Annotated in this window: 11 protein-coding genes; 5 read left to right on the forward strand and 6 right to left on the reverse strand. The window is 65.7% G+C overall.

The window, feature by feature from the left end; genetic code table 11:
• Positions 1-32 precede the first annotated feature (32 nt).
• On the reverse strand, positions 33-1,808 hold the full coding sequence (gene aspS / locus HZF03_RS15305) for an aspartate--tRNA ligase (RefSeq protein ID WP_011158589.1): 1,776 nt from the start codon (positions 1,806-1,808) through the stop codon (positions 33-35).
• Positions 1,809-2,067: 259 nt separating this feature from the next.
• On the opposite strand from aspS, the gene HZF03_RS15310 reads away from it, so the two are divergent.
• From HZF03_RS15310 to HZF03_RS15320, 3 genes are all read left to right on the forward strand, one after another.
• The gene (locus HZF03_RS15310) at positions 2,068-3,546 is read left to right on the forward strand and encodes a protein adenylyltransferase SelO (RefSeq protein WP_119018212.1); all 1,479 of its coding nucleotides are present in this window, start codon (positions 2,068-2,070) and stop codon (positions 3,544-3,546) included.
• 103 nt (positions 3,547-3,649) lie between these two features.
• Positions 3,650-4,828, forward strand: coding sequence for a ribonuclease D (gene rnd / locus HZF03_RS15315; protein ID WP_012496512.1), 1,179 nt, complete (start codon positions 3,650-3,652; stop codon positions 4,826-4,828).
• Complete coding sequence (locus HZF03_RS15320; protein WP_119018211.1) at positions 4,825-5,748, forward strand: bestrophin family protein; 924 nt, start codon at positions 4,825-4,827, stop codon at positions 5,746-5,748. Before rnd ends, HZF03_RS15320 begins: the two co-directional genes overlap by 4 nt.
• Before the next feature lie 21 nt (positions 5,749-5,769).
• Here HZF03_RS15320 and ppx read toward each other — a convergent pair whose 3' ends face one another.
• The 4 genes from ppx to HZF03_RS15340 form a co-directional block, all read right to left on the reverse strand.
• On the reverse strand, positions 5,770-7,275 hold the full coding sequence (gene ppx / locus HZF03_RS15325) for an exopolyphosphatase (protein ID WP_011158593.1): 1,506 nt from the start codon (positions 7,273-7,275) through the stop codon (positions 5,770-5,772).
• Positions 7,276-7,287: 12 nt separating this feature from the next.
• On the reverse strand, positions 7,288-9,498 hold the full coding sequence (locus HZF03_RS15330; protein ID WP_119018210.1) for an RNA degradosome polyphosphate kinase: 2,211 nt from the start codon (positions 9,496-9,498) through the stop codon (positions 7,288-7,290).
• Positions 9,499-9,648: 150 nt separating this feature from the next.
• Positions 9,649-10,326 (reverse strand): P-loop NTPase family protein, encoded by a 678-nt coding sequence (locus tag HZF03_RS15335; RefSeq protein ID WP_085977342.1) that lies wholly within the window; start codon positions 10,324-10,326, stop codon positions 9,649-9,651.
• Positions 10,327-10,368: 42 nt separating this feature from the next.
• Positions 10,369-10,914 (reverse strand): CDP-alcohol phosphatidyltransferase family protein, encoded by a 546-nt coding sequence (locus HZF03_RS15340; protein WP_094182693.1) that lies wholly within the window; start codon positions 10,912-10,914, stop codon positions 10,369-10,371.
• Positions 10,915-11,180: 266 nt separating this feature from the next.
• Here HZF03_RS15340 and purM point away from each other — a divergent pair, with 266 nt between their 5' ends.
• Together purM and purN are read left to right on the forward strand one after the other, a co-directional pair.
• Complete coding sequence (purM, locus tag HZF03_RS15345) at positions 11,181-12,254, forward strand: phosphoribosylformylglycinamidine cyclo-ligase (RefSeq protein ID WP_119018209.1); 1,074 nt, start codon at positions 11,181-11,183, stop codon at positions 12,252-12,254.
• A gap of 8 nt (positions 12,255-12,262) precedes the next feature.
• On the forward strand, positions 12,263-12,916 hold the full coding sequence (purN, locus tag HZF03_RS15350) for a phosphoribosylglycinamide formyltransferase (protein ID WP_011158598.1): 654 nt from the start codon (positions 12,263-12,265) through the stop codon (positions 12,914-12,916).
• A gap of 63 nt (positions 12,917-12,979) precedes the next feature.
• On the opposite strand, the gene HZF03_RS15355 is transcribed toward purN, so the two are convergent.
• A complete protein-coding gene (locus tag HZF03_RS15355; protein ID WP_011158599.1) occupies positions 12,980-13,183 on the reverse strand; it encodes a cold-shock protein in 204 nt (67 codons plus the stop codon).
• Positions 13,184-13,331: the final 148 nt, after the last annotated feature.

The raw sequence follows: 13,331 nt of genomic DNA on the forward strand, positions 1-13,331 counted from the left end.
ATTGTGGTTAGTTTCGACTCGCTGCCCGACGCTTACTTAGTGTCGGGCAGATTGAGCCGGATGTGCAGTTCGCGAAGTTGCTTGGGCGAGACCTCCGAGGGCGCGCCCATCAGCAGGTCTTCCGCACGCTGGTTCATCGGGAACAGCGAGATTTCGCGCAGATTGGTGGTGCCGCACAGCAGCATCACGATGCGGTCGACACCGGCCGCCATACCGCCATGCGGCGGAGCGCCGTACTGGAACGCGCGGTACATGCCGCCGAACCGGTCGACCACTTCCTGCTCCCCGTAACCGGCGATCTCGAACGCCTTCACCATCGCCTCGGGGCGATGGTTGCGGATGCCGCCCGAGGCGATCTCGTATCCGTTGCAGGTGATGTCGTACTGGAACGCCTTGATGGTCAGCGGGTCCTGCGACGTCAGCGCCTCCATGCCGCCCTGCGGCATCGAGAACGGGTTGTGCGAGAAGTCAACCTTCTTGTCGTCCTCGTTGTACTCGTACATCGGGAAGTCGACGACCCAGGCGAGCGCGAACTGATCCTTGTCGATCAGGTTCAATTCCTCGCCGACCTTGGTGCGCGCGAGCCCGGCGAATTTGACGAACTTCGACGGATCACCAGCCACGAAGAACGCGGCATCGCCGGCCTTCAGGCCGAGCGCGGCGCGGATCGCTTCGGTGCGCTCCGGCCCGATGTTGTTCGCCAGAGGACCGGCGCCCTCGCCGCCTTCTCGCCACATGATGTAGCCGAGGCCGGGCTGGCCTTCGCCCTGCGCCCACGAGTTCATGCGATCGCAGAACGCGCGGGAGCCGCCGCCCGGACCTGGGATCGCCCAGACCTGGTTGCGCTGCTCTTCGAGCATCCGCGCGAACACCTTGAAGCCGGAGCCGCGGAAGTGCTCCGAGACGTCCTGCATCTCGATCGGGTTGCGCAGGTCCGGCTTGTCGGTGCCGTACTTCCGCATCGAGTCGGCGAACGCGATGCGCGGCCAGCCCTTGGTGACGCGCTTGCCCTTGGCGAATTCCTCGAACACGCCGGTGATCACCGGCTCCATCGCGGCGAAGATGTCGTCCTGGGTGACGAAGCTCATCTCGACGTCGAGCTGATAGAACTCGCCCGGCAGGCGGTCGGCGCGCGGATCTTCGTCGCGGAAGCACGGCGCGATCTGGAAGTAACGGTCGAAGCCCGACATCATCAGCAGCTGCTTGTACTGCTGCGGCGCCTGCGGCAGCGCGTAGAACTTGCCGGGATGGATGCGGCTCGGCACCAGGAAGTCGCGCGCGCCTTCCGGCGACGACGCCGTCAGAATCGGGGTCTGGAACTCGAAGAAGCCCTGCTCCTTCATCCGCCGGCGCATCGAGTCGACGATCGCGCCGCGGGTCATGATGTTCTGGTGCAGCTTCTCGCGGCGCAGGTCGAGGAAGCGATAACGCAGGCGCACGTCTTCCGGATATTCCTGCTCGCCGAACACCGGCAGCGGCAGTTCGCCGGCCGGGCCGAGCACTTCGATCTCGGTCACGAACACCTCGACCGCGCCGGTCGGCAGGTCGGGATTGTCGGTGCCCTCAGGGCGGCGGCGGACCTTGCCGTCGATCCGCACCACCCATTCGGCGCGGAGCTTTTCGGCGTCCTTGAACGCCGGGGAATCCGGATCGGCAACGCATTGGGTAAGGCCGTAATGGTCGCGCAGATCGATGAAAAGCACGCCGCCATGGTCGCGAATGCGGTGGCACCAGCCGGACAGGCGAACGGTCTGGTCGATATGGCTGTCGCGGAGCGCGCCGCAGGTATGGGTTCGGTAACGGTGCATGGAAATCCCGGGAAAGCCGTCTTTAGGCAGAATCGCGTGTCCGCAAGCCGTTGCGGAGAGCGTCAGGGTTTACCCGAGCGAACCCACCGCGGCAACCAAATGCGGAACGGGGGACCACCGCGTTCAAAGCGGGCCGCGCGCCTTCTGCGCAGTCTTTCGCCAACTCGCCTCCGGATTGCAGCTTTTCCGCGGAAGCTGTTGAAACCGGCCGGTTTCCGGCGGATTGTCGAAACGGCGAAGCGTTCTTAACTGGTGATCGATGACAGCTCATTTTCCGTTCGACAACAGCTACGTGGCGCTCCCGCCGAACTTCTTCGCGCGGGTTGCGCCGACGCCGGTCGCCGCCCCCCGGTTGATCAAGCTGAACCGCCCGCTCGCGGTGCAGCTCGGGCTTGATCCGGACCTGCTCGAGACGCGCGAAGGCGCGGAGATCCTGTCCGGTAACCAAATGCCGGAGACCGCTGCCTCGATCGCGATGGCCTATGCGGGCCACCAGTTCGGCAACTTCGTGCCGCAGCTCGGCGACGGCCGGGCGATCCTGCTCGGCGAGGTGGTCGACCGCAACGGGGTTCGCCGCGACATCCAGCTGAAGGGCGCCGGCCGGACGCCGTTTTCGCGGATGGGCGACGGCCGCGCCGCGCTCGGCCCGGTGCTGCGCGAATACATCGTCAGCGAAGCGATGGCAGCTCTTGGCATCCCGACCACCCGCTCGCTCGCCGCGGTGCTGACCGGGGAGACGGTGCTGCGCGATCCGATCCAGCCAGGCGCTGTGCTGACGCGGGTGGCCTCCAGCCATATCCGGGTCGGCACCTTCCAGTATTTCGCCGCCCGCGGCGATCTCGCCAGCGTCCGGGCGCTCGCCGACCATGCCATCGCCCGCCACTACCCGGAGGCGGCTCAGGCGCCCTCGCCTTATTTGGCCCTGCTCGAAGGCGTGATCGGTCGACAGGCGGAACTGGTGGCGAGCTGGATGATGGTCGGCTTCATCCATGGGGTGATGAACACCGACAACTGCTCGGTTGCCGGCGAGACCATCGATTACGGCCCGTGCGCCTTCATGGACACCTTCGATCCGAAGACCGTTTACTCCTCGATCGACCAGTTCGGCCGTTACGCCTATGGCAACCAGCCCCCGATCGCGTTGTGGAACCTGACCCGGCTGGCCGAATGCCTGGTCCGGCTGCTGGCCGATGACGACGACAAGGGCATCGAAATCGCCCAGACCGCGCTCGGCGGCTTTGCGGAGCGGTTCAACGCCGCGTATCTGGCCAAGCTGGCGGCCAAGCTCGGCCTGTTCACCAACCAGCCGGACGATCAACAGCTTTCGCAGGAATTCCTGACCGCCCTGGCCAAGGGCGAAGCGGACTTCACCCTCGCCTTCCGCCGGCTTAGCGACGCGGCCGTCGATCCGTCGGACCTCGGTGAGGTTCGCGCCCTGTTTGCCGATCCGGCGGCGTTCGACGAGTGGGCCCCGCGGTGGCGCGCCCGGATCGCAGCCGAGCCGCAGGATGCAACGACTCGCCAGGCCGCGATGCGGCGGGTCAACCCGGCCTATATCCCGCGTAATCACCGGATCGAAGCGGTGATCCGGGCCGCGGTCGACCGGGACGATTTCGCTCCCTTCGAAGAGATCCTGACGGTGCTCGCCAACCCCTTCGAGGAAAAGGCGGAATTCGCCCGCTATGCGGAGCCGCCGCAGCCCCATGAAGAGGTGCTGGAAACCTTCTGCGGAACTTGATCGCCGCCGGGCGAGCGTGTCTAGTGGACCGGATTCGACGGCTTTGGGCAGCCGGCGTGGCCGATTGTCGCCCACTACCGTTCCCCGAACGCGACAGAGTTTAATGGACCTGATTTCAACTTCCGAGCAGCTTGCCGACGCCTGCGCCCGTCTCGCCCGCCATCCCGTCATCACGGTCGACACCGAGTTTCTGCGCGAGACGACGTTCTATCCGCTGCTCTGCGTGGTGCAGATGGCGAGCGCCGAAGAAGCGCTGGTGATCGACGCGCTGGCCGACGGCATCGACCTGAAGCCGTTCTTCGACCTGATGGCGAACGAGCAGGTGCTGAAGGTCTTCCACGCCGCCCGCCAGGACATCGAAATCGTCTGGCACCGCGCCGGCATCGTGCCGCATCCGATCTTCGACACCCAGGTCGCCGCGATGGTCCTCGGCTATGGCGACAGCATCGCCTACGACCAGCTCGTCGAGCGCATCACCGGCCACCGTCCGGACAAGACCCACCGCTTCACCGACTGGTCGCGCCGTCCGCTCACCCAGGAGCAGGTTCACTACGCGGTCTCCGACGTCACTCATCTGCGCGACGTGTTCGCCGCGCTCGATGCCGACCTGAAGAAGCGCGGCCGCAGTGATTGGGTCAGCGAGGAGATGGAAGTCCTGACCTCGCCGAGCACCTACGACGTGCATCCGGAGCGTGCCTGGGAGCGGCTGAAGACGCGCGTGCGCAAGCCCAAAGAGCTTGCAGTGCTCATGGAGATCGCCGCCTGGCGCGAGCAGGAAGCGCAGAGCCGCGACGTGCCGCGCTCGCGCGTGCTCAAGGACGATGCGCTTGGCGACATCGCCACCCACGCGCCGACCTCGTTGGAAAAGCTCGCCAACCTGCGTTCGCTGCCGAAGGGGTTCGATCGCTCGAAATGGGGCACCGAGATCGTCGCAGCGGTGCAGCGCGGGCTCGCGCGCGATATGGCGACGCTGCCGAAGATCGATAAGCCGCGCAACAACTCCAACGGCACCGCGATCGTTGAACTGCTCAAAGTGCTGCTGCGGATGACCTCGGAGCGCCATGCTGTCGCCGCCAAGGTGATCGCGACCGTCGACGACCTCGAACAGATCGCGGCCGACGACAATGCCGATGTCGGCGCGCTGCGCGGCTGGCGCCGCGAACTGTTCGGCGAGGCTGCGCTCGCCCTGAAGCACGGCCGGCTGTCGCTCGCGATCGAACGCGGCAAGGTCATTCAGGTCGACCGCAATGGCGCGACGGCGGGGACAACCGCAGGTCAATGATCGTTCGACCACAGCCTAATCTGCTTCAGCTCTTCTTTCTGGTTCAAGGCTCGGTGGTGCAGCGGATCTTTCCGCAGGCACTCGTCATCGCCGGCCTCTCAGTCGCTGTAGTGTGGGCGCATCACGCCTATCCGGGCCTCGTCTCGGATTTCAACAGCGCGCCGTTCACGGTGCTCGGCATCGCGCTGTCGATCTTCATGGGCTTCCGCAACAACGCCTGTTACGACCGTTGGTGGGAAGCGCGCCGCCACTGGGGCGAGCTGATCTGCCTGAGCCGCAATTTGGCGCGGCAGACGCAGATCCTGCCCTACTCCGGCGACGACCCGGAGCAAAGCCGGCGCAAGCTGCTGACGCTGGCGATGGCGTTCGCCCAAGCCCTGGTGCTGCATCTTCGCCCGGGCAGCGACACCACCAAGGTGAAGCGCCGCCTCAGCGCCGAGACCCGGGCGCGCTATGAGGCGAGCCGCAACGCGCCCGAAGTGATCCTCGCGGCGATGCAGGCCGAGCTGGCGGCGCTGCATCGCAGCGGCGAGCTGCGCGACATCCCGTTCCAGATCATCGACCGCACCATCGGCCAGATGGCGATGGTGCAGGCCGCGTGCGAACGGATCCGTTCGACGCCGGTGCCGTTCGGCTATTCGCTGTTGCTGCACCGAACCGCTTACGTGTTCTGCCTGCTGCTGCCGTTCGGCTTCGCCAACACCCTCGGCTGGCTGACGCCATTCGCCACCGCACTGGCGGCCTACACCTTCTTCGGTCTCGACGCGCTCGGCACCGAGCTGGAAGAGCCGTTCGGCCAATTGCCCAACGATCTGCCGATCGCCGCGCTGGCCGATACGATCGAGATCAATCTGCGCGAGGCGCTCGGCGAAACCGATCTGCCGCCCTTGCCGGCACCGGTCGACCACATTCTGGTGTGAGCTGCGGTCGGCTGCGCAGCTTCAGCGCAGCACGATCGTCCCGGAGCGCCCGACCATCTTGGCGAGCTGCTTGAACCGGCTACCGACACGGTCGGCGACGAGATCGACGAGGCTGTGCTCGAAGACGAGCATCAGCTTGCGACCCTCGGTGCGGAAATGCGTGGCCGGCAGTACGCCCGGCCGCGCCGCGCTGATCAGATGCGCCACCCGGAACGCGGCGCCGAGCAGCCGCGCGCGCTCGTCGAGCGCTTCGGTCACCAGCTCGCGGGCCGACATGGGCGGCTCGTTCTGTTCGCTGAAGCCGGCGTAGCGGTAGTACACCGACAGCCCCATGAAGGCGCGGTCGCGATGGGTGACGTCGCCGAAATTGGCATTGGCGATCAGCGACAGCGTCTGCTCGCCGCGATGATCGGGATGCACCCGCCAGCCGACGTCGGACATCAGGCAGGCGGCGCGGCGCAGCCGGCGGTCCTCATCGGTCTCCCGCACCTTGGCGACGCGGAACAGCCGATCGGTCCATTCGATCAGCTCCTCGGCGTGACGCGCCGACCGCGACAGCAGCAGGTTCAGGTTCTGCGCGGCGCACAGCAGCCCGTCCTTGGCGCGCTCCTCCGGCGGCAGCTGCTCGTACAAAAGTCCTTCGCGGACGCCATAGGTCGAGAACACGATCGTCTTCGGCTTGGCGATCCGGATGACGTATTCGAGCACGACCGCCGCATAGGCCAGCAGCGGACGCCGGGCATCCGCGACGACTTCGATATCGGCGAGCTGATTAGCAGCCGCCAGCACCCGCAGCCGCTGCGCGAACCGCAGCGCTTCGGCCGCCGAAATCGAATAGCCGTGCATCACCTTGAGCGAATGGCCGCTCTGGATGATGTGGATCCGGGCGAGCGCACGCCAGGTGCCGCCGACCGCGTAGAACGTCCGGCCTCGGGCGGTCTTGAGCGGGCCGGAGTCCGACAGCAGTTGCTGAGCGATCCGCTCGGCGCGCTTGAGGGATTTCTGCGAGGCGTCCTGCAGGGCCAGACTGCCGAGCGGCAGCGTCACGCCCTTGCGCACCGCATTGCCGCGGACGTCGATCAGTTCGAGCGAACCGCCGCCGAGATCACCAACCACGCCGTTCGGCTTGTGGACCCCTGAAATCACCCCGAGCGCCGACAGCTTGGCTTCGCGCGGTCCCGACAGGATCTCGATGGTGACACCGCAGATACGTTCGGCCTCGGCGATGAAGTCGGGGCCGTTCTTGGCGTCGCGGCACGCGGCGGTCGCGATAGCGAACACCTTGCCGACCTTCATCACCCGGATCAGCGCACGAAACCGCTTCAGCGCCACCAGCGCCTTGCTGACGGCATCCTTCGTCAGCAGCCCGGTGGTCTGCACCTCGCGGCCGAGGCCGCACAGCGCCTTTTCGTTGAAGACGGTGACCAGGCTCCGCGCCAGCGCCTCGTAGACCACGAGGCGCACGGAGTTCGAGCCGATGTCGATGACGGCGACGCTGGGTTCGCGCCTGCGCGGCTGCTTGCTCAACGTCGGCGTCCCTTAGGAAGATTGCTGGGACTGCTGGCGCTCGGCCCGCCGGGTAAGCCGGCGGGGCGAGGATTCCTGGAGCGACTTCCCACGGCCGGACAGACTCGGATTGGTCATGAAGTAGTTGTGGACGTTGAAGGGCTCCTCGCCCTTTGCGGCCTTCATACGCGTCGACGATCCGTCCGGCAACAACCGCCAGCTCTGCTCGGTATCTTTCAGGTTGGCGACCATGATCTGTTCCAGCACCTGCTGATGCACGGTCGGGTTGAGCATCGGGCACAGCACTTCGACCCGGCGGTCGAGATTGCGGGGCATCATGTCGGCGGAGGAGATGTACACCGCCGCCTTGGCGCTCGGCAGACCGTAGCCGTTGCCGAAGCAATAGATACGGCCGTGTTCGAGGAACCGGCCGATGATCGACTTCACCCGGATGTTGTCGGACAGGCCCGGCACCCCCGGCCGCAGGCAGCAGATGCCGCGGACCACCAGCTCGACCGAGACCCCTGCCCGCGAGGCTTCGTACAGCGCGTCGATGATCTCCGGGTCGACCAGCGCATTCATCTTCAGCCAGATCGCCGCCGGCTTGCCGTGCTTGGCGAACGCGGTCTCGCCGCGGATGTGCTCGAGCATGGTCTTACGCAGCGTGATCGGCGATACCGCCATCTTCTCGATGTCGCTCGGCTCGGCGTAGCCGGTGATGTAGTTGAACACCCGCGCGGCGTCGCGGCCGAGGATCGGATCGGAGGTGAAGTACGACAGGTCCGTATAAATACGCGCCGTCACCGGATGGTAGTTACCGGTGCCGGTGTGGATGTAGGTCGTCAGGCTGCCACCCTCGCGCCGCACGACCAGCGACAGCTTGGCGTGGGTCTTGAGCTGCAGGAAGCCGTACACCACCTGCACGCCGGCGCGCTCGAGGTCGCGCGCCCAGCGGATGTTGGCTTCTTCGTCGAACCGCGCCTTCAGTTCGACCAGCGCAGTGACCGACTTGCCGGCCTCGGCGGCTTCGGCGAGCGCGCGCACGATCGGCGAGTTGTTCGATGTGCGATACAGCGTCTGCTTGATCGCGACGACGTCGGGGTCGCGCGCCGCCTGCTGCAGGAACTGGACGACGACGTCGAACGATTCATATGGATGATGGACGATCAGGTCCTTCTGCCGGATCGCCGCGAAGATGTCGCCGCCATGGTCGCGCACCCGCTCCGGATGCCGCGGCACATAGGGAACGAATTCGAGGTCAGGACGATCGACCCGGGTGAGCTGCGACAATTCGTTCATCGCGAGCACGCCGTCGACCAGGAACACCTCGTCGTCGGCCGCGGTCAGCGCACGCTGCACGAACACGCGCAGCTCCTCCGGCATGGAGGAGTCGACCTCCATCCGGATCACCGACCCGCGCCGCCGCCGCTTCAGCGCGGTCTCGAACAGCCGCACCAGATCCTCGGCCTCTTCCTCGATTTCCAGTTCGCTGTCGCGGATGATCCGGAACGAGCCCTGCCCCTTGACGTGGTAGCCCGGGAACAGCCGCCCGATGAACAGCGAGGTCGCCTGCTCCAGCGTCATCACCCGGACGGCCTGGTCGCGCCCATTCCCGGGCAGACGGATGAAACGGTCGATCCGCGCCGGCATCCGGATCAACGCATTCATCGGCCTGCCGTCGGACACCCGAGCAAGCTGCAGGCCGATGGTGAAGCCGAGGCTCGGAATGAAGGGGAACGGATGCGCCGGGTCGATCGCCAGCGGCGTCAGCAGCGGGAAGATGTTGTGGAGGAAGTGATCCTCGATCCAGGCCCGCTCAGCCTTGGTGACATCCTTGCCATCCAGCAACAGGATACCGGAGTCAGCCAAAACCCCACGCAGATCACGCCAGATCGACTGCTGGTCGCTGGCGAGCTTGGAGACCGCCTCGTTGATCAGGCCGAGCTGTTCGGACGGGGTCAGGCCATCCGGACTGCGTTCGGTGATGCCCTCGCGGATCTGCGCCTTGATGCCGGCGACGCGGACCATGAAGAATTCGTCGAGGTTGTTGGCCGAAATCGACAGAAATCGCACCCGCTCCAGCACCGGGTGGTGCGGATTGACCGATTCTTCGAGCACCCGACGGTTGAAGTGAAGCCATGACAGCTCGCGATTGATGAATCGCTCGGGGCCGGCGGCGATCATCGACGCCGGCTCGGTTTCGCCTTTTTTCTCTTCGATGGCAATCACTTGCTCGGAGTCCATGAGAAGTTGATCCAGACCAGGATGGGGCGCACCGCGGCTGCGGCGCCGCGAGACAATGCTGACGCTGCATGACGTTTCCATGACATTGAGAAACGAGGCGCAGAAGCCGTCAAGCGGCGCACCGTCCCGCCATATGCCGCAGGGCGGGCGCTAGTCGGCGCGCAGCACTTCTGAGGCGAGCGCCCGGGTCACCGGGCGGCCGAGCCGCAGCGCCGTCGTGTCGAGCTTTTCCACCACCTGGCGAGCGGCCACGAACGATCGGTCGATCCGGTTGGCGAGGTAGCCGACCAGCGCGGCGTCGATGCACATCTGGCGGTCGGCGCAGAATTTGACGATCAGAGCCCGAAACAGGGCATCGTCTGGCGGCAGCAATGACACCACCGGCACGGTTCGCAGCCGCGACTTCAGGTCGCGCAGCTCGATCGATAAGGCCGATGGCTCGACCCGGCCGGTGAACAGCACATAGGCTTCGTCTTCCCGCGCCATGTTCATCAGGTGGAAGAGCGCCCGCTCGTCGAAACTGCCCGGCACCAGATCTTCGACCACCACCGCGCCGGTCGCCAGCGCGCCGGGCACCGCCGCGGCATTCAGCGCCTGCGCTGCGGTCGACCGCGCGCCTGCCAGTTCGGCCCAGATCGCCGCCAGGTGGCTCTTGCCGCTGCCCTCGGGGCCAACCAGCATCATGATACGGTTGGGCCAGTCCGGCCAGCTCTCGATCAGAGACAGCGCCGCGGTGTTGGCCGAACCTTCCAGAAAATCCTCGCGCGACAGGCTTTCGGCATGCGGCAGGTCGAGGGCTAATTGTCGAGGTTCAACGCGAACTGGCAAGGGGCGCTCCATGCCGGCCCAAAACGCGGCCGGCCGACGCGGTCAACGGCTTGGCTCGATCGTGCTCATATGCCGCATCCACTCGACGAGATAGAGGGAGACGGAAAGCAAGGTCAAGACTGTGACCGCGCCCATCAGGAAGAGGTCGTAGGGCGCCGGCTCGAAGCCGAAGGCGAGCGCGCCGAGCACCAGCGCGGCGAACGACACCTGGGCGACGGTGTTCAGTTTCGACACCATCAAGGGCTTCATCGGGATCGGCTTGCCGAACACCCAGGAGATCATCACCGCACCGACGATCATGATGTCGCGCGACACCACCAGGATCACCAGCCAGCGCGGGATCGCTCCCCAGATCCCCAGGGAGACGTAGATCGAGACCAGCAGCGCCTTGTCGGCGAGCGGATCAAGCAGCGCGCCGAGCTCGCTGGACATGTTGAAGCGTTTGGCCAGAAACCCGTCGACTGCGTCGCTGACCCCGGCCACCACGAACACCGCGAAGGCGATTTCCATCTCATTGGACGCGATCGCCCAGACGATCACCGGCACCAACAGGATGCGGCAAAGCGTAATGATGTTTGGAATGCTCACTCGACGTTCCCGGCTTCCGGCCCAAATCCGCCGAAAAACCTCGACTTTCGACGGTTGAGCGGGCTGGTTTTCTACATAGACCATGCTGGGTCCCCTTGCGAGCCATTGCACGCTGGCGGAATCCGACGTAACCACCCCAAAACATCGGCCGGGCGCGGACAAGCGGGACTTAGGTCTAGCGTCGTCGCGCCGGCGAAATCGACGGCGGGCTCCGCCCTGGCGACGGATGCCCGGGTGCCGCACAGCTTGAATTGGGAAAACCGGGCATGACCGAGCGGAAGCACGGCCTCACCTACGCCGACTCCGGCGTCGACATCGATGCGGGCAACCGGCTCGTCGATCTGATCAAGCCGATGGTGCGCGCCACTGCGCGGGCCGGCGCGGATTCCGAGATCGGCGGCTTCGGCGGCCTGTTCGATCTGAAGGCGGCGGGCTTCAAGGATCCGGTGCTGGTCGCGGCGACCGACGGCGTCGGCACCAAGATCAAGGTGGCGATCGAAGCCGGGCTGCACACCGGCATCGGCATCGATTTGGTGGCGATGTCGGTCAACGACCTCGTGGTGCAAGGCGCCGAGCCGCTGTTCTTTCTCGATTACTTCGCCTGCGGCAAGCTCGATCCAGAGGCCGCGGCCGAGATCGTCGCCGGCGTGGCGGAAGCCTGCCGCGAGTCCGGCTGCGCACTGATCGGCGGCGAGACCGCCGAAATGCCGGGCCTGTATAAGGACGGTGACTACGACCTGGCCGGTTTCTCGGTCGGCGCCGCCGAGCGCGGCACGCTGCTGCCGTCGAAGGACATCGCCGAAGGTGATGCGGTGATCGGACTGGCGTCCTCCGGCGTGCACTCCAACGGCTTCTCGCTGGTCCGCAAGATCGTCGAAAAATCCGGCCTGCCCTATGACGCGCCGGCGCCGTTTTCGCCGGTGATGACGCTCGGCGGTGCGCTGCTCGCGCCGACCAAGCTCTATGTGAAGTCCTGCCTGCAGGCGATCCGCGACACCGGCGCCGTCAAAGGCCTCGCCCACATCACCGGCGGCGGCTTCACCGAGAACATTCCGCGCGTGCTGCCGAAGCACCTCGGCGTCGGCATCGACCTGCCGCGGATCCCGGTGCTGCCGGTGTTCAAATGGCTCGCCGAGCAAGGCGAGATCGCCGAACTCGAGTTGCTGCGCACCTTCAACTGCGGCATCGGCATGGTCATCATCGTCAAGGCCGACGCCGTCGATCAGGTCACCGAGAGCCTCACCGCCAGCGGCGAGAGCGTACACCTGCTCGGTCAGGTCATTGCCGCCAAGGGCGAGCAGCGCGTGGTCTATGACGGCCACCTCGACCTCGCCTGGTGAGCGCGCCGATGAAGCCTCGCGTTGCTATCCTGATTTCCGGGCGCGGCTCCAACATGGCCGCGCTGATCGAAGCCGCAGCTGAGGACGGCTTTCCCGCCGAGATCGCTGTGGTGATTTCCAACGTGGCGACGGCGGGTGGTCTTGCGATCGCCGAACGCAGCGGGATCGCCACCGTGGTGATCGAAAGCAAGCCGTTCGGCAAGGATCGCGCCGGCTTCGAAGCCAAGCTGCAGGCTGAACTCGACGCCCGCGGCATTGAGCTGATCTGCCTCGGCGGCTTCATGCGCCTGTTCACGGCCGAGTTCGCGCAGCACTGGTACGGCCGGATGCTGAACATCCACCCGTCGCTGCTGCCGTCATTTCCCGGCCTCGATCCGCATGGCCAGGCGTTGCGCGCCGGCGTGAAGATCTCCGGCGCCACCGTGCACTTCGTCACGCCCGACACCGACGCCGGCCCGATCATCATGCAGGGCGCGGTGCCGGTGCAGGACGACGACACGCCGGACACGCTGGCCGCGCGCGTGCTCGCGGTCGAGCATCGCATCTACCCCGAGGCGCTGCGGCTTTTGGCTGCTGGCTTGCTCCGGTTCGACGGCGATCTCTGCCGGTCCGCGACGCAAAGCGCACCTGAGCGCACCCTGATCGTGCCAGCGGCTCACTGACAGTCGGCACGAAGTTCCCCCGGCTTTCGACCGGGGGCAATCCGACGAACCTTGGGCCGTGCGTTAGGAGATCTTCAGGTTCTCCGCTGAGGTACGACCGCGGTTTTCAACCAGATCGTACTCGATCGGCTGGTTCTCGTTGAGCGTGCTCAGCCCAGCGCGCTCGACCGCCGAAATATGGACGAAAACGTCCTTGTCACCCGTGGTCGGACGGATGAAGCCATACCCTTTTGTAGGGTTGAACCATTTGACGGTGCCCTTTTGCATCGCCTGCCTCCCGATCTAGATACAAAAAAGACGCGGCACGCTGCCCGCGTGCCACGCCACAAACGGCGAACCCAATGCGATATCGATTTCCCAGTCGCGAAACATAAAGCCGAAGGGGCCAGATCCGATTGCGCGTCAATTGCAACAC

It is taken from the genome of Rhodopseudomonas palustris (genome assembly GCF_013415845.1).
In the GTDB taxonomy this organism is placed as follows: Bacteria; Pseudomonadota; Alphaproteobacteria; order Rhizobiales; family Xanthobacteraceae; genus Rhodopseudomonas; species Rhodopseudomonas palustris_F.

Coding starts and splice junctions, on each gene's coding strand:
- HZF03_RS15310 (WP_119018212.1), top strand. CDS start 2,068: ATGACAGCTCATTTTCCGTTCGACAACAGCTACGTGGCGCTCCCGCCG.
- HZF03_RS15355 (WP_011158599.1), bottom strand. CDS start 13,183: ATGCAAAAGGGCACCGTCAAATGGTTCAACCCTACAAAAGGGTATGGC.
- purM (WP_119018209.1), top strand. CDS start 11,181: ATGACCGAGCGGAAGCACGGCCTCACCTACGCCGACTCCGGCGTCGAC.
- HZF03_RS15330 (WP_119018210.1), bottom strand. CDS start 9,498: ATGGACTCCGAGCAAGTGATTGCCATCGAAGAGAAAAAAGGCGAAACC.
- purN (WP_011158598.1), top strand. CDS start 12,263: ATGAAGCCTCGCGTTGCTATCCTGATTTCCGGGCGCGGCTCCAACATG.
- HZF03_RS15320 (WP_119018211.1), top strand. CDS start 4,825: ATGATCGTTCGACCACAGCCTAATCTGCTTCAGCTCTTCTTTCTGGTT.
- rnd (WP_012496512.1), top strand. CDS start 3,650: ATGGACCTGATTTCAACTTCCGAGCAGCTTGCCGACGCCTGCGCCCGT.
- aspS (WP_011158589.1), bottom strand. CDS start 1,808: ATGCACCGTTACCGAACCCATACCTGCGGCGCGCTCCGCGACAGCCAT.